Here is a 26,037-nt window from a genome sequence, read left to right as displayed (position 1 = left end):
TACCGCAAGACGTTTCGTATCGCAGAAGCATACTCATCCGGGGCCAGAAGAACCCATGTCGCGACCACCTCCGCACCCGCTCCATTTGAGCGGCGACCTTTCCTTGCGCAACATTTCCGAGCTGCACCAGCGCCTCGCCAAGGCGCTGGCTGAGCACGAGTCGATCGTCATCGACACCAGTGACGTCGAGAGCGTCGACGCCGGCACGCTGCAGCTGCTGGTTGCCGCCGCCAAGACCGCCGCCGCCTCCGGCCGCAGCCTCAGCCTCGCTGCCGCTGCCGCGACGCCGATGGCGAGGGCCCTGGTCCGCGCTGGCTTCTTCACCGAGGCCGGCCGGCCGCTGGTGCCCACCCTGTCCTGGACCATCACCACCCGCGAGGCGGCATGAGCAAGACCATCCTCACCATCGACGATTCCGCCTCCATCCGGCAGATGGTCGCCATGACGCTGAAAAGCGCCGGCCTCACCGTGCTCGAGGCCGGCAACGGGCTCGAGGGCTACAACAAGGCCACCACCGAGACCGTCCACGCCGTCATCACCGATCTCAACATGCCGGTCATGAACGGGCTGGAGTTCCTCAAGAAGTTCCGCCAGCACCCCGCCGGCAAGGGCATCCCGGTGATCCTGCTGACCACCGAGTCCGACGAGGAACTGAAGCGCCAGGCCCGCGAGTCCGGCGCCACCGGCTGGATCGTGAAGCCCTTCAAGCAGGACCAACTGCTGGCCGTCATCAAGAAGGTGACCGGCGCATGAGTTCCGATCCGACCGAAACCTTCCGCCAGGAAGCCCGCGAGCTGCTCGAGCAGCTGGAGCAGGGCCTGCTCGATCTCGAGCAGAACCCCGCCGACGCCCACCTGGTCAACTCCGTCTTCCGGGCGCTCCACACCATCAAGGGCAGTGGCGCGATGTTCGGCTTCACCGACGTCGCGGCATTCGTCCACGAGTTCGAAACCGCCTTCGACCGGGTCCGCAAGGGTCTGTCGCCGATCACGCCTGACCTGGTCGGCGTGGCGCTCGACGCCAAGGACCACGTCCACCACCTGATCGAAACCCCCGATGCCGCGACCGATGCCGGCGAGGCCATTCTCGCGGCGCTGCGCGACATCGTCGAGCCTGACCGCTTCCCCGCGGCGCCCATGGCGAAAAGCGCGACCGTCGCCGCCAATGTCGCCCCCGAACCGACCGGCCGCTGGCGCATCCGCTTCAAGCTCCCTGAGGCCGCACTGCTCCACGGCACCAACCCGTTGCTGCTGCTCGGTGAGATCGCCGACCTCGGCCCCCGCGAAGTGACGGCGCTGATCGACAGCGTGCCGACCCTCGACGCCCTCGACCCCGAAGCCTGCCACCTCGCCTGGCAGGTCGATCTCACCCACCCCGACCCGACCGCCGCGCTCGACGACGTCTTCCTGTTCCTGAAGGACGGGATGGAGCTGTCGATCGAGCCGCTCGCCGCCGCCGAAGTGGTGCCTTCGCCGGTGCTGGCCATCCTCGCCGAGGACGAGCCCGTCGCGGAACCCGACGAGCCGGTTGCCGAGGCGCTCCCGGTTCGCGCCGCCCGCGAGCCAAAGGAACAGAAATCCGAAACCGTCGAACGCGGCTCCACCTCGCTCCGTGTCCCGGCCGAACGGCTCGACGAACTGATGGATCGCGTCGGCGAACTGGTGATCGCCCAGGCCCGCCTGTCCCAGATGGCCGCCCAGAGTTCCGACGGCAACTTGAAGACCATCGCCGAGGAACTGGAGCGCCTCAGCTCCGGTCTGCGCGACACCACCATGGGCATCCGCATGGTGCCGATCGGCTCGCTGTTCTCGCGCTTCCGCCGCCTCGTTCACGACCTCTCCCGCGATCTCGACAAGGAGATCGAGTTCATCACCACCGGTGAGGACACCGAGCTCGACAAGACCATGATCGAGCGGCTCGCTGATCCGCTGGTCCACCTGATCCGCAACTCCGTTGACCACGGGCTCGAAACCGCCGAGCAGCGCATCAAGGCCGGCAAGCCGATCAAGGGCACCGTTCGTCTCTCCGCCGTCTATGCCGGCGCCGAGGTCGCGATCTCGGTCACCGACGACGGCGCCGGCCTCAACGCCGCCCGCATCCGCCAGAAGGCGGAAGAGCAGGGGCTGCTGACGCCGGAATCCCGCATCGCCGACCACGACCTGTTCCAGCTGATCTTCGCGCCGGGCTTCTCGACCGCCAAGGAAGTCACCTCGCTCTCGGGACGCGGCGTTGGCATGGATGTGGTCAAGCGCACCATCGATGGCCTCCGCGGCAAGATCGAGCTTTCCACCAAGCCGGGTGAGGGCACGACCGCCACGCTCCGTCTGCCGCTTACCCTCGCCATCATCGAGGGCATGCTGGTCCGCGTCGGCAATGGCCGCTACTCGATCCCGCTCTCTGCGGTCGAGGAGTGCGTCGAGCTGCCGGTCACCGCCGGCACCCAGTCGCGCGGCCGCAACTTCCTCGATATCCGCGGTAGCCTGGTGCCGTTCCTCCGCCTCCGAGACATGTTCAACACCCCTGGCGAGCCGGAAACCCACCAGAAGGTGGTGATCATCTCCTCGGGAGAGGGCAGGGCAGGTCTCGTGGTCGATCAGATCATCGGCAACAACCAGACCGTCATCAAGCAGCTCAGTAAGCTCCACACCGACCTCGAGACCTTCTCGGGCGCCACCATCCTGGGCGACGGCACCGTGGCGCTGATCCTCGATACCTCACGGCTGGTCTCCTACGGCCAGGCCCATGAGGAGCGCTTCAGAAGCGCCGAGGGGAGGGCCGCCGCATGACCGCGTTCACCCAACCGATGCGTGCGCTGACCCTTCGGCTTGATGACGAGCTCTTCGCCATCGAAGCCCAGAGCGTGCGCGAGATCCTCGATCTGGTGCCGGTCACCGAGGTGCCCAACGCCTCGCCCTTCGCCGCCGGACTCATCAATGTGCGCGGCCGCGTCGTGCCGCTCACCAACCTCAAGGTTGCCTTCGGCATGCGCAGCGCCGCGGCCGACCAGGATACCCGCATCGTCGTCATCGAGACGGAGATCGACGGCGAGCCGAGCGTCGTCGGCATCCTTGCCGACAAGGTCTACGACGTCACCGATATCGAGCCCGCCGCCATTGAGGAGGCCCCGCGCGTCGGCATGCGCTGGCGACCCGATTACGTGCGCGGCATCGGCAAGCGCCGGGGCGATTTCATCATCATCCCCGACATCCACCGCATTTTCGAACTTGAGGGTCGCAGAAGCGGCTCGCCCGCAGCGTCAGAAGAAAGGGCCGCATCATGAGGCTTACCATCAAAGCAAAACTGGCCGCCGTCTTCGGCGCCGTCGTGGTCATGTCCGGCGTCAGTATGGGCATCGCGCTACAGAACCTCGACAAGCTCAACCAGTCGCTGAACACCATCGTCAACGTCCGCTCGGCCAACGTCCTCACCATGCAGGACATGCAGACCCACCTTGAAAGCCTCGGCTCCCGAGTCCGCGCCGCCATCATCACCGATGATTCGGCGGTGATCGATGACTACGTCAACAAAATCGATGCCGAGTTCACCGACATCGACGGCCTCTTCACGACCCTGGATGGCAATGTCAGCGATGAGGAGGTCCGCAGCCTCTTCCCCGACTACGCGGCCAAGCTGGCTGCCTACCGCGCCGAAATGACCAAGGCCCTCGATCTGGCGAGGCTCAACACCGACACCCAGGCCCTCACCATCACCACCACCGATGGCAGCGGCGCCCTCGGCAAGGTCGAGGAGACCATGGGTGCCCTGGTCAACGCGCTCTCGCAGCGGGTCTCGGCCGGCGACCTCTCGGCCTTCCCCGCCTTCAGGGCGGCGTCCGAGGCCTTCATGACCATCACCGATTCCTTCCGCCAGCAGCGCAACGTGCTGCTCGCCTCCTCGCTCCCCGCCAAGCAGGACGAGTGGTACGCCGATTTCACGGCCGGCAAGGCAAGCCTCGCCGAGCTGTTCCCCACCCTGCAGCGCATCGTCCCGGCCACCGAGGCGCCGCTGCTGGCCGCCGCCAGCGATGCCTATGCCGCGCTCGTCGTGGCAATGGACAAGGCCGTCGATATCTCGATCCAGCGTGGCGATTACAACGCGGTGCAGGCCGCCGACGCCGCCGCCGTGCTGCGGCGCGACGTCAACAGCGTCCTCACGGCCATGATCGATCACAACAAGCAGCTGCTGAACGCCGCCGATGATGAGGCGAGGCAGCTCTACGAGAGTTCGATGACGCTGCTCGTCGGCCTGCTCATCGGCTCGATCGTCGTCGCCGTCCTCGCCGCACTGTGGATCATCGTCTCGATCTCGAAGTCGCTCGGCGCCGCCCTTGGTCTCGCCAACGCCGTCGCCTCCGGCGATCTCAGCGCTGTGGCCAAGGTCAAGTCGAACGACGAGATCAAGGACGTCATCGACGCGCTCAACCTGATGACGCAGAAGCTCCGCGAGGTCGTCTCCGAAGTCACCGCCGCCGCCCGCAACGTCGCCTCCGGCTCGCAGGAGCTCTCGGCCACCGCCGAGCAGTTGAGCCAGGGCGCCACCGAGCAGGCGTCCTCGACGGAAGAGGCATCCGCCTCGATGGAAGAGATGGCTTCGACCATCAAGCAGTCGGCCGACAACGCGTCGCAGACCGAAAAGATCGCCCGCCAGTCGGCCGCCGATGCCAATGCCTCCGGCGAAGCCGTCGGCAACGCGGTCACCGCCATGCAGACCATCGCGGAAAAGATCATGGTCGTGCAGGAGATCGCCCGCCAGACCGACCTGCTGGCGCTCAACGCCGCTGTGGAAGCCGCTCGTGCCGGCGAACATGGTCGTGGCTTCGCCGTGGTCGCCTCCGAGGTGCGAAAGCTCGCCGAACGCAGCCAGGCTGCCGCCGCCGAGATCTCCACCCTCTCGACCGATACGGTCAAGGCCGCCCGCTCCGCCGGGGACATGCTGTCGAAGCTCGTCCCCGACATCCGCCGCACCGCCGAACTGGTGGAAGAAATCTCCGCCGGCTCGCGCGAGCAGAATGCCGGCGCCGCGCAGATCAACACCGCCATCCAGCAGCTCGACAAGGTGACCCAGCAGAACACTTCGGCAGCCGAAGAAATGTCGGCCACCTCCGAGGAACTGGCGAGCCAGGCCGAACAGCTGCAGAGCGCCATCAGCTACTTCCGCATCGATCAGGGCCAGCAGCCGGCCCGCGTCGCCGCGCCCGCCAACGATCGCGCCCCGCAGCGCACCCGGCGCGCCGCCCAGCTGCAGGACGAGATCCTGCAGAAGGCTCCGCACCTGACGCGGAAGAAAGCGCCGTCCCGCGCCGCATCCGGTGGCGGCTTCGATCTCGAGCTCGACGACATGGGCGACGACCTCGACAGCGAGTTCACCCGCCGCGGCGCCGCCTGACGTCCACGACACCACAACCGGGGCAGCCTCCGCCGCCCCGGTTCTATCCGCAGAACGCCGAGTACTGACTGCATTATTTTGGGCAGGGACCGCAGAACGCGCGTCCGTGGGCTAAGGGGGCCACGCCATGAGAATTACCATCAAGGCCAAGCTGATCGCAGCTTTCGCCGCCGTTATCGTCCTCAGCGCCGTCAGCATGGGTATCGCGCTGATGAACCTGGGCCAGCTCAACGCCTCGTTCAGCGCCGCCATGGAAGGCAACGTCAAGCGCATCCAGCTCGCCTCGGGGCTTGAGGTCTCGACCCTCACCGTGGCCCGCGACGAGAAGAACTTGATCCTCGCCCAGGACCTTGCCCGCCTCAACGAGCTGATCGCCTCGATGGACACCCGCATCGCCGCGGTGAAGACCGACGCCGCCGCGCTGCATGAGCTGTCGAGCGAAAAGGGCAAGCCGCTGGTCGAGACCTTCACCGCCGCCTACGACGCCTATCTCGTGCAGCACGCCGAGGTCCGCCGCCTGGCCCTGCTGAACCAGGACGCCGAGGCATTTGCGCTCGCCGCCGGCAAGGCCGCCGAAGTGCGCGCCCAGTCGGTCGACGCGCTCGACTCGATCGTTGCCCTCAACAACTCCCAGCTCGACGAGGCCATCAGCGGCGCCGAGAACCTCTACGGCTCCTCCTCGCTGCTGCTGACCGCGCTGCTCGTCGGCTCCACCCTGATCGCCATCACCGCTGCCGCCGTGATCATCCTCGGCATCAGCCGCGGCCTCGGCAAGATCAAGCAAGTGGTGGGCGCCGTCGCCATCGGCGATCTCAACCAGGACATCGAGATCAGGTCCAATGACGAGATCAAGGATCTGGTTGATACCGTCAACGTGATGACCGGCAACCTCCGGGTCACCGCTGCCATCGCCGACCGCATCGCCGATGGCGATCTCACCGTCGAGCCCAAGCCGCTCTCCGATCGCGACACGCTCGGCCTCGCGCTGCAGCGCATGGTCGAAAAGCTCCGCGACGTCATCGCCGAAGCCATCACCTCGGCCAACAACGTCTCGGCCGGTTCGCAGGAGCTCTCGGCCACCGCCGAGCAGCTGAGCCAGGGCGCCACCGAGCAGGCCTCGTCCACCGAAGAGGCATCCGCCTCGATGGAAGAAATGGCCGCCACCATCAAGCAGTCCGCAGACAACGCGCTCCAGACCGAAAAGATCGCCCGCCAGTCGGCCGCCGATGCGATCGCCTCCGGCGAGGCGGTCAACAATGCCGTCACCGCCATGCAGACCATCGCCCAGAAGATCATGGTGGTGCAGGAGATCGCCCGCCAGACAGACCTGCTGGCGCTCAACGCCGCCGTCGAAGCCGCCCGGGCCGGCGAACACGGTCGCGGCTTCGCCGTGGTCGCGTCCGAGGTCAGAAAGCTCGCCGAACGCAGCCAGGCTGCCGCCGCCGAGATCTCCACCCTGTCCGACACCACGGTGAAGACCGCTCAGTCGGCCGGCGAAATGCTGACCCGCCTGGTGCCCGACATCCAGCGCACCGCCGAACTGGTGGAAGAGATCACTGCCGGCGCCCGCGAGCAGAACGCCGGCGCCGCCCAGATCAACACCGCCATCCAGCAGCTCGACAAGGTCACCCAGCAGAACACCTCGGCGGCCGAAGAAATGTCGGCCACCTCCGAGGAACTCGCGAGCCAGGCCGAGCAGCTGCAGAACGCCATCAGCTACTTCCGCATCGAGACCGGCCGCGACGCCGCCGTCGAGGCGCCGAAGAAGCCGGCGGCCAAGCGCACCACCGCGCTCCGCAGCGAGATCATGGCCAAGTCTCCGCACATGGCCCCGCGCTTGCGCCCGGCCGCCCGTGCTGGCGGCAATGGCGGCTTCGATCTCGATATCGATGACGCCGGCGACGAGCTCGACGGCGAGTTCACCCGTCGCGGCGCGGCCTGAGGAGAGCGGCGATGGCCGAACGAGCGCAATACGTGACCCTCGGGGTCAACGGCGAGCTGTTCGCCGCCCCGGTCGAAAAGGTGCAGGAGATCCTCGAGATGCGGCCGGTGGCGCGCCTGCCGCAGGCCCCGCCGAACCTGCTCGGCATGACCGATGTGCGCGGCCAGGGCATCCCGGTGCTCGACCTGCGCCTTACCCTCGGCCTGCCCGAAGCCGACGACACCGAGAACACCCGCATCGTCGTGCTCAACGTCGATGCGGGCGCCGGCACCATGACTGTCGGCCTCCGCACCGACCGGGTCTTCGAGGTCACCGTGCTCGACGCCGACCAGCTCGATCCGCCCCCGTCCATCTCCGGCAATTGGCGCGACCACTCGGTGGCCGGCATCGGCCGCCGCAACGGCAGCTTCGTTACGGTATTGGACCTCGACCGCCTGCTCGGCAGCGTGGCGGAAGCGGCGTGAGAACCATGGTGCAGGCCGACCCCCACCCCTGTCCCCTCCCCCTAAGAATGGGGAGGGAGACGATCACTGCCGGCTTCGATGCAGGGGTCTCCCTCCCCCCGTTCAGGGGGAGGGGACAGGGGTGGGGGTCGGCTTGCACCGGCCTGTCGATGAGCACAGGAGAGGCCCCCCATGCCTAGCCTCGCCCAAAAACCCGCCCCCATCGACGACGGCGACGACCACCTCTCCGCCCTCGATTTCTCCCGCATCGCCAAGCTCATCGAGGGCGAGGCGGGCATCAAGCTGCCGCCCGGCAAGCGGCTGATGGTCGAAGGTCGGCTGCGCAAGCGCATGCGCGCCCTCGGCCAGGCCGATTTCGCCGCCTATTGCGACATGCTGTTCAAGCAGGGCGGGCTCGAGCGCGAACTCACCCACCTGATCAACGCCGTCACCACCAACAAGACCGACTTCTTCCGCGAGGCCGAGCATTTCGATTTCCTCGTCGCTGAGATGGTGCCCTCGCTGCTCAAGGCGCGCGAGCGCAACCCGCTGCTCAAGGTCTGGAGCGCCGCCAGTTCCACCGGCGCCGAGGCCTACACCCTCGCCATGGTGCTCGACGAACTCGCGGCGGAGCGCAGCGACTTCCGCTTCGCCATACTCGGCACCGACATCTCCACTGCCGTGCTGGCCCAGGGCCGCCGCGCCGTCTATTCCGCCGAAATGATCGCCCCGGTGCCACCCGAGCTGCAGGCGCGCTACGTCATGCATGCCCGCCGCCCCGGCGCCCGCCGCGAGGTCCGCATCGTCCCCGAGCTGCGGCGCCTGGTCCGCTTCGCCCATCTCAACCTGATGGACCAGACCTATCCGTTCGATCGCGACGTCGACGTCATCTTCCTCCGCAACGTGCTGATCTACTTCGAGAAGGCCGATCAGGATGCCGTCGTTGCCCGCCTCGTCGGCCATCTGCGGCCGGGTGGCTACATCGTCCTCGGCCATTCCGAGTCGATGATCGGCACCTCGCTCGCCGTCCGCCAGGTCGCTCCCGCCGTGTTCCAGAAGCTCTGAGTCAAATGCCGCTGTCCGCCGAACCCGACCGCAAGATCCGCGTGCTCATCGTCGACGATTCCGCCGCCGTGCGCACCACGCTCTCGGACATCATCGCCTCCGACCCCGATCTCGAGGTCATGGCCACCGCCGCCGATCCCTATATCGCCGTCGAGCGCATCCGCGCCGAAGTGCCCGACGTGATCTTCCTCGATATCGAGCTGCCGCGCATGGATGGCATCACGTTCCTCAGGAAGCTCATGTCGCAGCGCCCCATCCCGGTGGTGATCTGCTCCTCCCACGCCGGCGAGGGCAGCGACACCCTGATCGAGGCGCTTGAAGCCGGCGCCGTCGATGTGGTGCAGAAGCCGCGCATCGATACCGCGCAGTTCCTCCACGAGTCCCGCACACGCATCTGCGAGGCCGCGAAATCCGCTGCCCATGCCCGGCTGAAGGGGCGCGTCCGCCCCCCGGCGCCAAAACTCCAGGTCGAGGCCAAGCTCACCGCCGACGTGGTGATCCCGCAGCGCTCAGCCGCCCGCGCCGCCTCCGCCGCCACCTCGATGCCCACCACCGATCCGGTAATCTGCATCGGCGCCTCCACCGGTGGCACCGAGGCGCTGCGCGACGTGCTCGTTGCGCTCCCTGCCGGCACCCCCGGCATCGTCATCGTCCAGCACATGCCCGAGCGCTTCACCGCCGCCTTTGCCCGCCGCCTCGATGGCCTCTGCCAGATGGAAGTGAAGGAAGCCGAGGATGGCGATGTGGTCGAGGCCGGCCGCGTGCTGATCGCGCCGGGCAACCGCCACATGGCGCTGCATCGGACCGGCTCGCGCTACACCGTCAACATCATCGATGGCCCGCATGTGTCGCGCCACCGCCCCTCGGTCGACGTGCTGTTCCGCTCCGCCGCCTACGCCGCCGGCCGCAACGCGCTGGGCATTATCCTCACCGGCATGGGTGATGACGGCGCCAAGGGCCTGCTCGAAATGAAGGATGCCGGCGCCGCCACCCTCGCCCAGGACGAGGAAAGCTCCGTCGTCTTCGGCATGCCCAAGGAAGCCATCGCGCTCGGCGCCGCCGGCAAAATCGTCGCCCTCAAGCGCGTCGCCACCGAAATCACCACCTACGCCGCCCGTGCCCCGCAAAAGGACACCGCATGACCTCGTCCTCAGCCACCGATCTCTCCATGATCCTCTCCCGCGCGGCGGGAGAGGGCGACCACCCGGAGGGTGGTGGAGGGGGCGACCAGTCCCTCGGACATAACCTCCACGACACGGGCGACCTCCCGCACCGCATTCTCGCCATCGCTTCAGACCTCGCCGCCCCGCGCGATGCCATCGACGGCGCCTTCCTTTCCGTCGGCAGCCGCCTCTCCGAGTGTGCCGAGATCCTCTCCCGCCTCACCGAGACCTTCGAGGCGCTCCCCATCGACCTCGAGGGCCCCGACCTCAGCCAGGCCACCGATCGTCTCGGCATCGTCGGCCGCCGCGCCGGCGAAATCTCCATCACGCTCGGCGCCGAACAGGCCGACCTCAACCGGCTGGTCGAGGCTCTCCGCGGCGCCGCGCACCCGATCGCCGAGTTGCGCCGCACCGTGAAGATGATGGGCATCGTCGCCATCAACGCCCGTGTGGTCGCCGCGAGCGTCGTCAACGAGCTCGAAGACTTCGGCGTCTTCACCACCGATATCGCGCAGCTCTCCGAGTCCGCCGCCACCACCATCCAGCGCTTCTCGCGCACCTACGAGGCGCTCACCATCGTCGTCGGCGAAGCCGCGGCCGCCCGCGCCACCTTCGAGCAGGGCCATCGCGACACCCTTTCGGCCCTCGCGACCGAACTTGAGGTCGATCTCGCCGAAGTCACCGAACAGCGGCTCACCTCGGTCCGCTCGAGCGCCATCACCGGCCAGATGTCCCGCGCCATCGCGGACAAGGTCGCCACCACCGTCATGGCCCTGCAAGTCGGCGACGCCACCCGCCAACGCGTCGAACACGTAGAAGCCGCCTTGCGCGATCTCTCCGCCTTGATCCTCCCCCGCGCCGCGGGGGAGGGGGACCAAGCGCAGCTTGGTGGAGGGGGCGACCCCACGCTCGATACGTCCCTCGCCGCCCCTATCACCGAACTCCAGCGCCAGCAGCTCGCCGCCGCCCGCGAAACCCTCACCGTCGAAATGGCCTCCGGCGCCGACGCCCTCACCCAGCTCGCCGCCGATGTCGAAGCTGTGCTCGAGCACGCCCGCCAGGTCTACGGCTCGGCGGAGAACCGCTCCGCCCTCTCCGAGCTCCATGGCGCTGTCCGCCGCGCCGTCACCGTGCTGCGCGATTGCGAAGGTGAGCGCGAGAAGCTCGATCGCGTCGCCGGCGCCGTCTCCGAAACGGTCAAGGTGCTGCTCGATCACGTCGAGGCCGTGCAGGACATCGAGTACAAGATGCGCCTCGTCTCCCTCAATGCCGCCGTCAAATGTGCCCAGCTCGGCCCCCGCGGCCGTGCCCTCGATGTCATCGCACAGCAGCTCCGGACGCTCACCGGCGAAACCGTCGCCTCCGCCCACGAAGCGGTCGAGCGCCTCAACGAAGCGGCTCAGTTCTCTGCCGCCTTCACCAATGCCACGGGCGCCGGCGCCGGCCGCGTCGGCGATCTCGAACGCGAAGCCACCGCCGCCCTCACCCAGCTCGAAACCGTCGGCATGCGGATGAAAAAGGCCCTGGTCGAGCTCTACGCCGACGGTCCCCGCGTCGCCGAACGCCTCGGCGGCGCCGTCGACAGCCTCGCCAACCACAGCGCCATCTCCGAAGCCCTAAGCGACGTCGAACTGAACATCGCGGCTGTGATCCTCCTCCGCGCGGCGGGGGAGGGAAACCATGCGGAGCATGGTGGAGGGGGCGACCACACCCTCGATACCTTCCTGTCCACCCTCCGCAAGCGCTACACCATGGATGCCGAGCGCCGCCTCCACGACGCCTTCACCGGCATCGAGGTGGAAGACGCACCAGCAGAGGGCACCGGCGACGCCCTGGACGACCTCTTCTTCTAACCGCTCCCCAAGTGGCAGCTCTTGCGTCTCCCTCCCCGTCGCGGGGACGGGATGAAGGGTGAGCTGCGGAGCCAGCGACGCCAGGCGCGACCCCCGTCCCCCTTCCGCGCCCCTCTATGTCAAACTGAAATGCGGCGGCCCCAACGGCCCGCTAGTCTGTCTTCGTTTCGGGACTAAGGCAGCGGGCCGTTTAACGGTGGTACGTAGCTCGCGTCCGCTGCCCCCCGATCCTCTTGAACTGTCGTTCCGCCCGACTAAATCCATCGGCATCCGATCGATGTGCAACACGAACGACACAACGGGGAGATGCCCATGCACCAGGAATACAGCCGCGCCCGCGCGGACACGGAATTGATCACTCTGTTTGACTGGCAGTCCGACGTGGAGCGTCTGGAGCGTCACGTCGCCGCCGCCGAAGCCGACGGCATGCCCGATCCATGGGCCCTGGCCGAGGCGGAATGTTCGCTCGATCTCATCGACAACGAGTTGGCGACGCTGGGCCTGTTCGACCCGCGGCGTCCCGACATAGCCGAAACCATCCGCCGCAACACCGAGTGGCGCGAGCGCATCGCGCGGATCGTCGCCGAGCTGCGTCAGCTTGAGGCCCAGGCCGATGCCTCCACCGACAACGCCTTGACCTACCGCACCGGCGCGGCCCGCGACTGACGCGCACCGAAGCCCGGCCTTCGGCAAACGGCTTTCCGCCGGGCGGGGGCTGGCTTCGCGCCAGGCTCCGAGCCCCGCCAGCCACGATCCCAAACAGCTTGCGCTTGCAAGAGACCGTCGCCGGTCCCTTGCCGACGCAGCGCGTCCGGGTTAGGTGTTAATGCGTATATACGAGAGCAGAATCCGCTTCCTCTATAGGTCAGGCTACGGGGCATCCGATGAGCGACCAGGAAGACCGCGAACTTGCGGAATTGCTTGCCATGCTGCGCGACAGCGACGAGCAGCTCGACAGTCATCGTCTCAGCACCTTCTCCGACGCCACCCTGTTGCGGCTGCTCGTGCCGCTGGGCGATGCGCAACTGATCACCAACGTTCCAAGCTTCGTCGCCGTGCGCGAGGAACTGCGTCGCCGCGGCCTTCTGCCCAAAGAGCACTAGCTCCCGCGCTGCCGCCGCATCACACCGAAAATGCTGTTCAGGATGCTGTCATCTGGGGCGTATCTGCCGCCAAACTCACGGCAGCTCTCCTGACCTAGACTCGCGCGCTAACTTCCGGTAACGTTCCCAGCAGATGCCGGAAACGGCACGGGAGGTTGCATGGGCAGACGGCCCACCATCATCGATGTGGCCAAGCTCGCCGGGGTGTCCAAAAGCACCGCCGCCCGCGCCCTCACCGATTCCCAGGACGTCAACGAGGCGACGCGCGACAAGGTCCGCAAGGCCGCTGTCGCTGCCGGGTACGAGCGCAACCACCTGGCGGTCGGCATGCGCTCCGGCCGCTCCGGCCTCTTCGGCCTCGTCATCCCCGATATCACCAACCCATTCTGGGCCGAAGTGGCGCGCGGTGCGCAGGATGTTGTCGAGCAGAACGGCGCCTCGCTGCTGGTGTTCTCCTCCGACTGGGATCACGCTCGCGAAGCCAACCACCTGCGCGCCCTGCGCCAGGCCCGGGTCGAAGGCGCCATCGTCAACCCGGTCTCCGACAATGTCGACGATTTTGGCCGGTTCGGCCTGCCCTTCGTGTTGATCGGCTCGAGCGCCGAGCGCTTCCCCGATACCCCCTCGATCGGCTCCGACATCGCCCAGGCGGTGCGCCTCGGTCTCGATCACCTCAATGCCCTTGGCCACAGCGCCCCTGCGCTGATCCTTGGCCCAAAGTCCCGCCTGGCTCGCGCCCGTTTCCTCCGTTCCGTGCACGAGCACTGCCTCGAGCGCGACGTGGATCCGGCTGTCCTCCTCACCGAGGACAGCGACTACACCTTCGAGGGCGGCTATGCCGCCATGCAGCGCCTGATGGCGCGCCGCCCGATCGGCCATCTCGCGGTGTTCTGCGCCAACGACCTGATCGCACTCGGCGCCATGCTTGCCGCCCGCGAAGCCGGCCGCGAGTGCCCGCGCGACGTCTCCATTCTCGGCTTCGACGGTGTGCCCGCCGGCGCCTTCACCTGGCCCGGCCTCACCACCATCGAGAAGCCGGCGCGCGAGATGGGTCGCCGCGCCGCCCAGGCCCTGTTCGATGAAATCGCCGGCCGTCCGCAGGATGGCCGCACCTATCTGCCGTGCCGCCTGATAGAGCGAGGCTCACTCGCCGACCTGTCGGCCCACACGCCCCTGCGCGTCGCAGGAGCGGGGAGGAACTAGTCCATGTCGAGCGTAGAGCAAAACGCGACGTCCATTGCGCCGAGGAGTGGGAACGTTCCCAGATCGGGGAGTTTCGCCACCGGCTTCCGCCGCTGGTGGCCCTACTACGTCATGCTCGCCCCCGGCCTGATCTTCTTTCTCGTCTGGCACTATTTCCCCATCTGGGAAGCCAAGATGGCGTTCGAGCAGGTCCGTATCATCCCTCCCAATGTCTGGGTGGGACTGAAGCACTTCCAGACGCTGTTCGCCTCGCCGGTGTTCTACCAGGTGCTGGCCAACACGCTGATCATCTCGACCCTGAAGATCATCTTCGTCTTCCCCGTGCCGATCGTCGTCGCGCTGCTGCTCAACGAGGTACGCAGCGGCAAGCTGCGTAAGTTCGTGCAGTCGGCGATCTATCTGCCGCACTTCCTGAGCTGGGTGGTGATCGCCGGCGTGTTTATCGCCATCCTGTCGCCGTCGGACGGCGCCGTGAACCAGATCACCGGCTTCTTCGGGGCCAAGCCGGTGGCCTTCATGACGGATGGCAACTCGAGCCGGTGGGTGCTGGTCTTCTCTGAGATCTGGCGCTCGGCCGGCTGGGACAGCCTGCTCTACCTCGCCGCCATTATCGGCATCGACCAGTCGCTCTACGAGGCAGCCGAACTCGATGGCGCCAACCGCTGGCAGAAGGTCTGGCACGTCACCATCCCCGGCATCGTGCCGACCATCGCGACGCTCTTCATCCTCAACATGGGCATGTTCCTCAGCGCCGACCTCAACCAGGTCATCAACTTCCTCAACGACGTGAACCGCGGCCAGATCGATATCCTCGATACCTACGTCTACCGCATCGGCCTCCGCACCGGGGAGTACTCGCTGGCCACCGCTGCGGGCCTGTTCAAGGCCGTGTTCGGCATGATCCTGATCCTCAGCGCGCACTTCGTTTCGAAGCGCCTCACCGGCAAGGGAGTCTGGTGATGGCAGCGCCCCGTGGTACCGCGATCCGCCGCACGCCGCTCGAGCGCATCGAGTACGCCATCATCGTCACGACGCTCCTCGCGATGGTCGTGCTGATGCTGCAGCCAATCCTCAACCTGCTCGCCGTCTCCTTCTCCGATCCGAGCCAGGTCGCGGGCAAGAGCGGTCTCGACATCTGGCCCTCGGGCTTCTCGCTCGATGTGTGGCTGCTGCTGCTTCAGCACCCGAACGTGCAGCGCGGCATCCTCAACTCGATCTTCATCACCGGCACCGCGACGTTCATCGGCGTGGTCGGCACCGCGCTCATGGCCTGGGGCCTGTCGCGGCCGAACCTGCCGGGCCGCCGGATCATCTTCCTGCTCGTCCTCGTCACCATCGTCTTCGAGCCGGGCATCATCCCAGACTACTTCCTGATGAAGCGGATGGGTCTGCTCGACAGCTACTGGAGCGTCATCCTCTACAAGGCGGTGAACGCCTGGTACCTGATCATCCTCGTCCGCTTCTTCGAGGAGATCCCCGAAGAGCTGCTTGAGGCCGCCGAGCTCGACGGCGCCAACGCCTTCCAGATCTTCTTCCAGGTGGTGCTGCCGCTGGCCAAGCCCGCGCTGGCGACGATCGCCCTGTTCTACCTCGTCTTCCACTGGAACGAGTTCTTCCGGGCGATGATCTACCTGAACGACCAGACCAAGTACCCGCTGCAGGTCGTGCTGCGTCAGTTCGTGGTCGAGGGCGACAAGCTGGCCATCGTCGGTGCCGACAACGCCGCCAACAATATCGGCGTGGCGCAGATCAACCTGAAGGCGCTGAAGGCCGGGATGATCATCATCACGATCCTCCCCATCCTCGCCATCTATCCGCTGATCCTGAAGTTCTTCACCAAGGGCACCATGAGCGGAGCGCTCAAGGGATGAGAAACGCCTACGCACCTATTCGCCGCAGGGCGTCCTCTCTCAAACCAGATGGCTCGCGCGGTCGGATGACCGCCGGTCGGAGAGTTCCACTCGATGTCATCCCCGCGAAGGCGGGGACCCAGTTTGCCCCCCGCGCCGACCGCGAGATGGATCCCCGCCTTCGCGGGGATGACGGCGGTGGTTGGGCCGACACCCGACGCAAACAACAAGCATAAACGGAGGAGAATCCATGCTTAAGACCCTGCTTTTGACCACGACTGCGCTGGCGCTAAGCCTGTCGCTGGCGGTGCCGGCCCTGGCTGACCCGACAGTGATCCGCCTGGTGTCCAAGGACCTGCTCTCGACCAACCCACCCGACGTCGCGCACATCGAGCGCATCGAAGCGGCGCTGAAGGCCCAGGGCACCGATCTCGACATCCAGATCGTCGACCTGCCGTCGTCCGGCTATGCCGACGCCCTCGGCGTCATGCTGCTCTCGGGCGATATCCCCGATCTGATCTATTTCCAGGGCGGCGACGCCAAGATGGCCGACCAGGGCATCCTTGAAGACCTCACCCCCTGGATCGAAAAGTCGCCCAACCTCAAGGCCGCGCTCTGGCCGCACAATGTCGAGCGCCTGAAGAATTACCCGTATCTGCTGTACGTTTACCCGCCCCGCGCCCCGCAGCCGGTGATCCGCAAGGACTGGCTGGAAAAGCTCGGCATCGCCGCACCGACCACGGTCGATGAGTACGAGGTCTTCTTCAAGGCCATCCACGACGCCGATCTCGATGGCGACGGCACCCCGGGCAACACCTTCGGTGTCACCACTGCCGACAACACAAACGAGCTCGACTCGATCTTCAACCAGGCCTTCGGCATCACCGGCACCTGGATGAAGGACGCGGCCGGCGAGTGGGTGAGCTCGCGCATCACCGATGCCGAGAAGGCCAAGCTCACCTGGTACGCCAAGCTCGGCGCCGAGGGCCTCTACGACAAGGAATACGTCACCTCGAAGTTCGACGTGAAGGAAGACAAGTTCTACACCGGCAAGGCCGGCGTGATCTTCGGCTCCTCAGCGGAAGTCATCGACATCTACGGCGGCAAGATGCGCCAGGCGCATCCGGAAGCCCCGATCGAACTGGCACTGCTGCCGATCCCGAAGGGCCCCGGCGGCCAAGGTCTTTCGGCGACCGATGTGTCGAAGGAAAGCCGCGGCTTCGCCATCTCCACCACGTCGCAGCACAAGGAAGAAGTCGCAAAACTCCTCGACTTCATGGCGTCGACCGAAGGCCAGATGATGGACCGGATGGGCTTCGAGGGCGAGGAATACACCAAGTCCGGCGACACCTACACGATCACCGACAAGATGAGCACCTGGTACGCCCGCTTCTTCGCGGCCGCCAACTTCGTGCCGCCGGTGGAGTGGAAGTCTGCCGCCGCCCAGGAGTCGCTGAAGAACATCACGACCTGGTTCAAGCCGGACAACGCTTTCGTCTGGCCCGCCGACTACGCCGCTGACCTCGATGCGACCGAGAACGTCTATCGCGCCTGGGTCTACAAGTTCATCTCCGGCGAAGCCTCGATGGACCAGTGGGACGCCTTCGTCGCCGAATGGAAGGCCGCCGGCGGCGACCGTCTCAACGAGTATGCCCGGACCAAGCTGAACGGCTAAGGCTCGGCCATCGCTACCGCCCGCGGCGTCCTCCCACGACCGCGGGCGGAGCGGTGAACCAAGTAGACAAGCGGAAGTAGACCACCATGCCCAGTTCCCTCCGCGGCCGCGTCCGCGCCATGCTCCACGGCATCGCCCTCGGCGACGCGCTCGGCGCCCCGGTCGAAAAGCTGTCGGCCGCCGATATCCGCGCCCGCTATGGCCGCGTCACCTCGCTCGAAGCGCGCTGGCACAAGATGGACCTGCCGCCCGAGCAGCGGAACCATCGCATCCGCGGCAACGGCATCGTCACCGACGACACGCTGATGACGCTGGCGCTGATGGACATCTACGCCGCAGAAAAGCGCCATCTCGACGCCTGGGACATGGCCGACGGCATGGTCCGCCAGATCGCCTGGACGCCGCGCTGGATCCCCGAGATGCAGCGCGAGGCCAACCTGATCGACCGCCTGTTCTACCCCGAGAAGTGGATATTCCAGCGCCACCAGCTGGCCAATTGTGACCCCCGCCAGGGCGGCATCGGCAACATGGTAAATTGCGGCGCAGCGATGTACGTGGCCCCCATCGGCGTGGTGAACGCCTGCGATCCGCGCGCCGCCTATGACGAGGCCATCGCCTTCGCCGCGGGCCATCAGGAAAGCTACGGCCTCGAAGCAGCCGGCGTCTTCGCCGCGGCGGTTGCCGCCGCATTCGTCCCCGGCACCAATATCGACACGATCGTCGAAACCGTCCTCGGCCTCGCCAAGGACGGCACCCGCAACGCCATCGCCGAGATCGCCGATATCGCGACGAAGCTGAAGGGCAGTGACCACGCCGAGGTCGTCGCCGCATTCCATTCTGCGATCGCCCCGTTCTCGCCGATGGGTGACGACGTCAACCATTCCGTTGCCAAAGTCGGCCGTCTCTCCACTGCCTACCAGCCCTCCCGCCTCGGCGCCATCGAAGAGCTGCCGCTGGCGCTGGGCTTCGCCCTCGTTAACAACGGCGCCTTTCGCACCAGCATCGAGGACGGCATCAATTCCGGCCGCGACACCGACTCCATCGGCGTCATGGCCGGCGCCATCCTCGGCGCGTTGCACGGCGAGAGCATCATCGACGCCGCCGACCGTGCCACGCTCGATAGCGCCAACCGCTTCGACCTCACCGCCGCGGCCGATCGCTTCGCCGCCACCACCACCGATATCCTCCTCGCCGACCGGCGGGCCCGCGAGGCTGCCGAACGCGGCCGCGATAGCCTCTTTGCCGAAGTGACTGCCGGCGACGTCGTTTTCATCTGACCATCGGAATCCCAATGCTCTCGACCACCCAAATCTTCGACCGCATCTATGCCGGCTTCATCGGCAAGGCCATCGGCGTCCGCCTCGGCGCGCCGGTAGAGCCGACCATCTGGAGCTACGAGCGCATCCGGAACACCTATGGCGAGGTCACCCAGTACCTCCGCGATTTCAAGAATTTTGCCGCCGACGACGACACCAACGGCCCGGTCTATTTCATCCGCGCCCTGCGCGATTACGGGCTCAAGGCCACCGCCGCCGATGTCGGTCGCACCTGGCTCAACTACGCCGCCGAGGAGCACGGCATGTACTGGTGGGGCGGCTTCGGCAACTCCACCGAGCACACCGCCTACAAGAACCTCAAGTCCGGGATGGAAGCACCGGAGTCCGGTTCCATCGCCACCAACGGCACCACTGTCGCCGAGCAGATTGGCGGCCAGATCTTCATCGACAGCTGGGGCTGGGTGAACCCCGGCAATCCCAGACGCGCCGCCGAAATGTCAGCCATGGCCGCCTCGGTCGCCCATGACGGCGATGGCCTCAACGGCGCCCGCTTCTGCGCCGCCGCCATCGCCCAAGCCTTCGTCGCGAAATCCATCGACGAGATCGTTGAAACCGGCCTCTCGACCATCGACGCCAACTCGACCTACGCCCGCGTCGCCCGCGCCGTGATCGACTTCCACAAGGCCAACCCGTCCGATTGGCGCCTCTGCCGCGACATGCTCACCGCCGATTGGGGCTATGACCGCTACCCCGGCGTCTGCCACATCATCCCCAATGCCGGCGTCACGGTGATGGCCATCCTCTACGGCGAGGGCGAGCTGACCCGCACCGCCGAGATCGCGACCATGGCCGGCTGGGACACCGATTGCAACGCCGGCAACGCCTGCGCCATCGTCGGCACCTTCCAGGGCGTGCAGCCGAACTGGGACAAATACCGCAAGCCGATCAACGACTTCGTCATCGCGTCGGGCGTCATCGGCACGCTCAACGTCGTCGATATCCCGAGCTTCGCCCGCGAACTCACCGTCCTCGCCCTCCGCCTCGACGGCAAGGAACCGCCCGCACAGTGGGTCGAGGATTTCGAGCGCCGCGGCGTCCGCTTCGATTTCGACGCCCCCGGCGCCACCCACGCCTTCCGCACCGAGCCCTTCAACCAGATCGAGGTCAAAGCCTCGACCACCAAGGCCGGCCCGAACTCGCGCGGCAGCCTCGAAGTGCTACTCGACCGTCTCGAACGCGGGCAGGGCGGTCGTGTGTTCTGGAAGCCCTTCTACCGCCGCGCCGATTTCGACGACGAGCGCTATCGCCCGATGTTTACGCCCCTTGCCGACGCCGGCCAGACGGTAAAGTTCAAGCTGCAGCTCGACCCGTGGAACGGCGACGGCAACCTGCGCGTCGCGCCCTATGTTCGCCGCGCCATCTCCGGCGAGATCGTCGAAACCGGCGCCTGGCACGTCCCCAGCTCCGAGGGCTGGCAGGACTACGAGTTCACCATCCCCGAGGGCGACGAAGCCATCGACGAGATCGGCGTACTGGTCGAGTATTTCGGCCGCCTCAAGTTCCTCGGCCGGCTGTTCCTCTCGGAGTTCTCGGTCTCGGGCAAGGGCAAGCTCGCCATCGACCCCAAGACCGAAAAGCAGGAATGGGGCGGCATCACCCGCTTCACCTGGAACCGCGGCCACTGGAGCCTGCAGGACGGCACCATCCACGCCCACACCGCCGAAGATGCCGACGCCTGGACCGGCAACGGCTACCTCCGCGACGTGACCGTCACCGCCGACCTCACCCCGCTCGCCGGTAAGTCCCACCTCGTCGCCGCCCGCGTCCAGGGCACGTCCCGGTTCTATGCGGCCGGCTTCGAGAACGGCGAGGCCGTGATCCTCAAGCAGGACCACGGCACCACCGTCCTGGCTCATGCGCCCTTCGCGGTGAAGCCGGGTGAGGCCCACAAGCTGGCGCTGACCGTGAAGGGCGATGCCCTCAGCCTCAGCGTAGACGGCAAGGAGCTCGTGACTGCCAAGGACAGCGCATTCCGCTACGGCCAGGCCGGTCTCCGCATGGCATCGGCTGGTCGCATGACTGTCAGCCGACTCGAAGTGGTCGAAATCTGATGACCCGGAGCGTGTGGCCCCCCACCCTCATTCCCTCCCCACAAGGGGGAGGGAGGTCCATCGAGTCCGCCGCACCCTCAGTCGTCTCCCTCCCCCTTGTGGGGAGGGATCAAGGGTGGGGGTGCCCCACGCACCGGACCCAGCAATGACCGACCCCATCCCCTTCAACCCTACCGCCGCCGGCCCCCTCGACGGCATCCGCGTCATCGATCTCTCGCGCCTCGTCGCCGGCAACATGCTGTCCCTGCAACTCGCCGACTTCGGCGCCGACGTCATCAAGATCGAGCCGCCGCAAGGCGATCCGCTGCGCGAGTGGCGTGATGACGGGCACTCGCTCTACTGGAAGACCTACGGTCGCAACAAACGCTCGGTCGCCCTCAACCTGCGCGAAGCGCCGCATATGGCGGCGCTCAAGGCGCTCCTCCTCACCGCCGACGTCTTCATCGAGAACTTCCGCCCCGGCACGCTCGAGGAGATGGGCCTGAGCCCCGAAACCCTCCTCGCCGCCAACCCCAACCTCATCATCGTCCGCATCTCCGGCTTCGGCCAGACCGGGCCCTATGCCCAGTTTCCCGGCTTCGGCACCATCGTCGAAGGCATGTCCGGCTTCGCTTACCGCACCGGCTTTCCCGATCGCGAACCGATCCTCCCGCCGCTCGCCCTCGCCGACATGATCGCTGGCGTCTACGGCGCCAACGCCACCGTCACCGCGCTGTTCGCTCGATTCCGTGGGCGTGCCAAGGGCCAGGTCATCGACCTCAGCCTGCTCGAGCCGATGTACTCCGTCCTCGGCCCCGAGGCCGCGATCTATCAGGTCACAGGCAAGGTCAAGGAGCGCTCCGGCTCCGCCTCCAACACCGCCTCGCCGCGCAACGTCTACAAGTGCTCCGATGGCCAGTACGTCGCGCTCTCCGGCTCCACCCCCCAGGTCGCCCGCCGCATCTTCGAGGTCATCGGCAAACCCGAGATGAACACCGACCCGCGCTTCGCCACCAATTCCGATCGCGTGAAGCACCGCGACCTCGTCGACGCAGCCGTCGGCGAATGGTTTAGCCACCACACCCACGACGAAGCCCTCAGCATCATGCGCGAGGCGGGCGCCACCGTCGGCCCGATCTACTCCATCGCCGACATCGCCGCCGACGCCCATTTCCATGACCGCGGCATCATCATCGATGTCGAAGACAAGGATTTCGGCTCGCTGCCGATGCACAACATCCTACCGCGTCTTTCCGAAACCCCGGGCACCTTCCGCCGTCCCGCACCCGATCTCGGTCAACACACCGCCGAAGTCCTCCGCGAAGCTGGTATCGATCCAACCACCGTCGGAGCCTGACCATGCCCCTCCGTTCGCTGCTCTACGTCCCTGCCCACTCCGAACGCTTCATCGCCAAGGCGCATGAGCGCGGCGCCGACGCCATCGTGCTCGATCTCGAGGACGCGGTGCCCGAAGTCGATAAGGAGGCCGCCCGCGCCCACCTGGCGACGACGGTCCCCTCGGTCGGGCGCAACGGCGCCACCGTCTTCGTCCGCATCAACTCCGGCACCCGCCAGCGCGACGACGCCCTCGCCGCCTGCCGCGCCGGTGCTGCCGGCGTGATGGTGGCCAAGGCCGGTTCGTCCGCCGCGCTCGATGCCCTCGCCGGTACGCTCCGTGCCGAAGAAGCGAAGCTTGGCCGCACTGCGATGTCATTCCTTGCGCTGATCGAAGGCGCTGCCCCACTGCTCGACGCCCGCCCCATCGCCGCCAATCACCGCGTCATCGGCCTGCTGCTTGGCAGCGAAGACCTCGCCACCGAACTCGGCGCCACTCCGACCCCCGATGTGCTGCGCCACCCCAAGCTGCTGCTGCACTACGCCGCCAAGGCCGAGGGCAAGCTCAGCTTCGGCCTGCTGCAGTCAAGCGCCGACTACACCGATCTCGCCGCCCTCGCCGCCGCCGCCGCGGAAGCCAAGGCCCACGGCTTCGACGGCGCCACCTGCGTCCACCCATCCGCCGTCGCCGTGCTGAACGCCGGCTTCTCCCCCAGCGAGGCCGAGCGCGACTGGGCCCACCATGTCGTTGCCGCCGCGGCCGAGCAACCCGGCGCCTTCCAGCTCGACGGCAAGATGGTCGACGCTCCGATCGTTGCCCGTGCCCGGAAAATCCTGGAGAGTTAGGCGGCGATACCCGTAAACTCGAGGAACTCCTCGAGCGGCAGCGGCTGCGACAGCAGGAAGCCCTGCAACTCATGGCAGCCCCGCGCCACCAGATAGTCGCGCTGCTGCTCGGTGGCGACGCCCTCGGCGGTCACCTTCATGTTCAGTGACCGCGCCAGGTCGATGATGGTGCGCACGATCACCTCGGCATCGCCCGATTTCCCCAGCTGCCCCACGAACGAGCGGTCGATCTTCAGCTTGTCGACATTATAGCGGCGGAGGTAGTTCAGCGACGAATAGCCGGTGCCGAAATCATCGAGCGCCAGCCGGATTCCGGCCTCCCGCAGCCGCGTCAGCCCCGCCACGGTCGCCTCGGAATTGTCCAGCAGCACTCCTTCGGTGATCTCCAGCTGCAGCCGCCGCGGATCGATGCGCCGGGCCGCCAGCGACTCGATCACCCGGTCGACAAAGCGCCGGCTTCTGAGCTCCAGCGGCGACACATTGACCGCCACCCACGGGATCGGCGTCTGAGCCAGCATCCGGCAGGCTTCCTCGAACACCCATTCGCCCAGCTTCTCGATCAGTCCGCGTTCCTCCGCCACGCCGATGAACGTATCCGGGCCCAGTCGGCCGCGTTCCGGGTGCTGCCAGCGCACCAGCGCCTCCGCACCGACGATCGTCCGGCTGTCGGCAGCCATGATCGGCTGATACTCGAGCTGCAGTTCGCCCCCCTCGGTCAGGGCTCGCCGCAGGTCCTGTTCGATCCGCCGCTTCTCTTCGACGCTCTCCGCCATCTGCTCGGCAAACACTTGCCAGCGGGCTCGCCCACGCGACTTGGCCTCATAGAGCGCAATGTCGGCCTCGCGCAGCATGCCCAGTGCATCCGACCCTTTCCGCCACTGCGCGATACCGAAGCTGGCGGTGATGAATGCCGGATCGTCGAACAGCACGAAGGGCTGGCCGAACTGCAGCAGGATCGCTGCGCAGATCGATTCCGCCGCCCCCGCCGCCGGACCGGACAATAGGATGGCGAACTCGTCGCCGCCGAGCCGGGCCAACACGCCCGCCGGCCCCACCAGCTGGAACAGCCGGTTCGCCAGCTGCCGCAGCAGGTCGTCGCCGGCCACATGCCCGAGCGTGTCGTTGATGTGCTTGAAGCGGTCGATATCGATCAGCACCAGCGTCGCCGGCGTGCCCAGCGCCGCGCGAGCGGTCAACGATTCCAGGTCGCGCTCGAATTGCGCCCGGTTCGCTAGCCCCGTGAGCGAGTCGTGATAGGCGAGGAAATGGATATGCGCCTCGGTGCGGCGACGCTCGGTGATGTCGCGCGCGCTGCATACCAGCCCGATGATCGAGCCGTTAGGCCCGCGCAGCGGCAGCTTCGAGGTGGAGAGCCAGATCTGCGAGCCATCCGGCCGCACCACATATTCCTCGTGGTCGATCAGCGACCTGCCGTCGCGTATGACGCTCAGGTCATCCTCGTAATAGCGCCGCGCCAGCGGCATCGGATGCAGCTCGAGGTCGGATTTGCCGATCAGCATGTTCGGGTCGCCATGCCCGAGGTCAGCCGCTACCGCGCGGTTGGCGATGACGAACCGGCAGTCCTTGTCCTTGATGTAGAGATAGTCCGGCACCTGGTCGATCATGGTGCGCAACCACGTGCGCTCCACTCGGGCCCGCGCCTGCTCGCCGGCCAGTTCCGCCGCAAACTCCTGCAGCCGCTCGTTGGCCGCCACCAATGCGGCAAGCGACTCCGGCGGCTCGGCGCGAGCGAAGTGGTGGACGGGAGACCGCTTCACGACCATTGGGGCCCTCGGAACGTGGGGCAGTTCGGGCGGCTGCCATGCTAGGCAGTCATTGGATAAGCAACTCCTAAATGACCAGTAAGTAGGAACGGCTGATTTGGTTGATTGTCAATGTCGTCAGCGCCCCGCCGCAGCAGCAGCGCGGTACTCGCTGGGCGAGATGCCATTGAGCCGCCGAAACGCCTTGGCAAAGTAGTTGCCATTGGCAAATCCGGTTGCCGCGGCAATTGCGCCGACTGGCTGGTCGGTGGCGATCAGCAGCCGCGTCGCCCGCTCCATCCGCGCCGAGAACACGAAATCCGCCGGGCTTTTCCCCGCTTCGTTGCCAAAGCGCCGCACGAAATGCGCCCGGCTAAGCCCAGCCACCCGCGCCAGCCGGTCCACCCCCAGCGGCTCGCCCAGATGAGCCGCGATGAAGCTCTGCGCCCGCGCAATCGGCGGCGCGACCGTCGTTGTCGCGGGCGTCGCGCCGAACAGCCCGTCATGCAGCGCCATCATCGCTGCATAGGCGGCGGCCGAAATGTCGCCGCTGAGCAGCTCCGGCGCTCCCATCAGCCTCAGGCACGCATCCGCCATCCGGTCCACCGTAGCCGCCGACGGCGTCACCACCGGGCCCTTGAGGTCGATGATGGTCCGCATCAGCCGCAGCGCCTCGCGTCCGTTGGCGCCGATCCAGAAATACTCCCAGGTCTGCCCCCGATCGAGCCAGTAGCGGTTCGCATGTGGAAAGCTCAGGACCATCGTCGAGCCCGGCAGCAGGACGTGCCGCGCCCCCGCATAATCGAGCTCGCCGCGCCCCGCGATGGTGTGCTGGATGATCACGAACGGCGCATCCCCGCGCTTCAGTCCCTCCCAGTTGTAGACCTCGTTGGCGCGCTTTTCGAACCCGGCGCCCGTAGCCATCACATGAAAGCCCAGCGGGCCGCGCGGCGGCGCGATCGCCTGCACCTTGTGCCCGTAGGCAATGAGATCGGACAGCATGAAATTACCCGCTAGCGCATGACTTTCCTCTACACCTGCCGA

The 26,037-nt window shown here is 66.8% G+C and carries 22 protein-coding genes; 20 read left to right on the top strand and 2 right to left on the bottom strand.

Annotated features, from left to right (window positions below):
* Positions 1-55: 55 nt before the first annotated feature.
* The 20 genes from AC1DV8_RS05940 (at position 56) to AC1DV8_RS05845 (ending at position 23,230) form a co-directional block, all read left to right on the top strand.
* Positions 56-388, top strand: coding sequence for an STAS domain-containing protein (locus tag AC1DV8_RS05940; protein ID WP_477150934.1), 333 nt, complete (start codon positions 56-58; stop codon positions 386-388).
* Positions 385-753, top strand: coding sequence for a response regulator (locus tag AC1DV8_RS05935; protein WP_477150935.1), 369 nt, complete (start codon positions 385-387; stop codon positions 751-753). Before AC1DV8_RS05940 ends, AC1DV8_RS05935 begins: the two co-directional genes overlap by 4 nt.
* A complete protein-coding gene (locus AC1DV8_RS05930; RefSeq protein WP_477156817.1) occupies positions 750-2,786 on the top strand; it encodes a chemotaxis protein CheA in 2,037 nt (678 codons plus the stop codon). Before AC1DV8_RS05935 ends, AC1DV8_RS05930 begins: the two co-directional genes overlap by 4 nt.
* Complete coding sequence (locus tag AC1DV8_RS05925) at positions 2,783-3,280, top strand: chemotaxis protein CheW (protein WP_477156816.1); 498 nt, start codon at positions 2,783-2,785, stop codon at positions 3,278-3,280. Before AC1DV8_RS05930 ends, AC1DV8_RS05925 begins: the two co-directional genes overlap by 4 nt.
* Complete coding sequence (locus tag AC1DV8_RS05920) at positions 3,277-5,385, top strand: HAMP domain-containing methyl-accepting chemotaxis protein (RefSeq protein WP_477156815.1); 2,109 nt, start codon at positions 3,277-3,279, stop codon at positions 5,383-5,385. Before AC1DV8_RS05925 ends, AC1DV8_RS05920 begins: the two co-directional genes overlap by 4 nt.
* A gap of 127 nt (positions 5,386-5,512) precedes the next feature.
* Entirely contained in the window at positions 5,513-7,327 is a 1,815-nt protein-coding gene (locus AC1DV8_RS05915) for a methyl-accepting chemotaxis protein (protein WP_477156814.1), read from the top strand.
* Positions 7,328-7,338: 11 nt separating this feature from the next.
* Complete coding sequence (locus tag AC1DV8_RS05910) at positions 7,339-7,791, top strand: chemotaxis protein CheW (protein WP_477150940.1); 453 nt, start codon at positions 7,339-7,341, stop codon at positions 7,789-7,791.
* 171 nt (positions 7,792-7,962) lie between these two features.
* Positions 7,963-8,835, top strand: coding sequence for a CheR family methyltransferase (locus AC1DV8_RS05905; protein WP_477156813.1), 873 nt, complete (start codon positions 7,963-7,965; stop codon positions 8,833-8,835).
* A 5-nt stretch (positions 8,836-8,840) separates the two neighbouring features.
* Positions 8,841-9,977, top strand: a complete 1,137-nt coding sequence (locus tag AC1DV8_RS05900; RefSeq protein WP_477156812.1) for a protein-glutamate methylesterase/protein-glutamine glutaminase — start codon at positions 8,841-8,843, stop codon at positions 9,975-9,977.
* Positions 9,974-11,851, top strand: coding sequence for a hypothetical protein (locus tag AC1DV8_RS05895; protein WP_477156811.1), 1,878 nt, complete (start codon positions 9,974-9,976; stop codon positions 11,849-11,851). The genes AC1DV8_RS05900 and AC1DV8_RS05895 overlap by 4 nt, the downstream gene beginning before the upstream one ends.
* A gap of 312 nt (positions 11,852-12,163) precedes the next feature.
* Positions 12,164-12,517 (top strand): hypothetical protein, encoded by a 354-nt coding sequence (locus tag AC1DV8_RS05890; RefSeq protein WP_477150944.1) that lies wholly within the window; start codon positions 12,164-12,166, stop codon positions 12,515-12,517.
* Positions 12,518-12,735: 218 nt separating this feature from the next.
* Positions 12,736-12,954, top strand: a complete 219-nt coding sequence (locus AC1DV8_RS05885; RefSeq protein WP_477150945.1) for a hypothetical protein — start codon at positions 12,736-12,738, stop codon at positions 12,952-12,954.
* A gap of 159 nt (positions 12,955-13,113) precedes the next feature.
* Positions 13,114-14,157: a LacI family DNA-binding transcriptional regulator gene (locus AC1DV8_RS05880; RefSeq protein WP_477150946.1), complete on the top strand. Its 1,044-nt coding sequence runs from the start codon at positions 13,114-13,116 to the stop codon at positions 14,155-14,157.
* A gap of 3 nt (positions 14,158-14,160) precedes the next feature.
* On the top strand, positions 14,161-15,117 hold the full coding sequence (locus AC1DV8_RS05875) for an ABC transporter permease (RefSeq protein WP_477156810.1): 957 nt from the start codon (positions 14,161-14,163) through the stop codon (positions 15,115-15,117).
* Positions 15,117-16,028 (top strand): carbohydrate ABC transporter permease, encoded by a 912-nt coding sequence (locus AC1DV8_RS05870; RefSeq protein WP_477156809.1) that lies wholly within the window; start codon positions 15,117-15,119, stop codon positions 16,026-16,028. Before AC1DV8_RS05875 ends, AC1DV8_RS05870 begins: the two co-directional genes overlap by 1 nt.
* A 229-nt stretch (positions 16,029-16,257) precedes the next feature.
* The gene (locus AC1DV8_RS05865) at positions 16,258-17,682 is read left to right on the top strand and encodes an extracellular solute-binding protein (protein ID WP_477156808.1); all 1,425 of its coding nucleotides are present in this window, start codon (positions 16,258-16,260) and stop codon (positions 17,680-17,682) included.
* 86 nt (positions 17,683-17,768) lie between these two features.
* Positions 17,769-18,959: an ADP-ribosylglycohydrolase family protein gene (locus AC1DV8_RS05860; RefSeq protein WP_477150950.1), complete on the top strand. Its 1,191-nt coding sequence runs from the start codon at positions 17,769-17,771 to the stop codon at positions 18,957-18,959.
* Positions 18,960-18,973: 14 nt separating this feature from the next.
* On the top strand, positions 18,974-21,070 hold the full coding sequence (locus AC1DV8_RS05855; RefSeq protein WP_477156807.1) for an ADP-ribosylglycohydrolase family protein: 2,097 nt from the start codon (positions 18,974-18,976) through the stop codon (positions 21,068-21,070).
* Positions 21,071-21,215: 145 nt separating this feature from the next.
* Entirely contained in the window at positions 21,216-22,406 is a 1,191-nt protein-coding gene (locus AC1DV8_RS05850; RefSeq protein WP_477156806.1) for a CaiB/BaiF CoA transferase family protein, read from the top strand.
* A 2-nt stretch (positions 22,407-22,408) separates the two neighbouring features.
* On the top strand, positions 22,409-23,230 hold the full coding sequence (locus AC1DV8_RS05845; RefSeq protein WP_477156805.1) for an HpcH/HpaI aldolase/citrate lyase family protein: 822 nt from the start codon (positions 22,409-22,411) through the stop codon (positions 23,228-23,230).
* On the opposite strand, the gene AC1DV8_RS05840 is transcribed toward AC1DV8_RS05845, so the two are convergent.
* Together AC1DV8_RS05840 and AC1DV8_RS05835 are read right to left on the bottom strand one after the other, a co-directional pair.
* Positions 23,227-25,014, bottom strand: a complete 1,788-nt coding sequence (locus tag AC1DV8_RS05840; protein ID WP_477156804.1) for a putative bifunctional diguanylate cyclase/phosphodiesterase — start codon at positions 25,012-25,014, stop codon at positions 23,227-23,229. The two genes, AC1DV8_RS05845 and AC1DV8_RS05840, sit on opposite strands and share 4 nt — an antisense overlap.
* A gap of 117 nt (positions 25,015-25,131) precedes the next feature.
* Positions 25,132-25,995, bottom strand: coding sequence for a helix-turn-helix domain-containing protein (locus AC1DV8_RS05835; protein ID WP_477156803.1), 864 nt, complete (start codon positions 25,993-25,995; stop codon positions 25,132-25,134).
* Between the last annotated feature and the right edge of the window lie 42 nt (positions 25,996-26,037).

This window comes from Devosia sp. P3_B2 (genome assembly GCF_056402875.1).
Note: the sequence above shows the minus strand (reverse complement) of the source record. Positions and strands in the feature narration are given on the sequence as shown.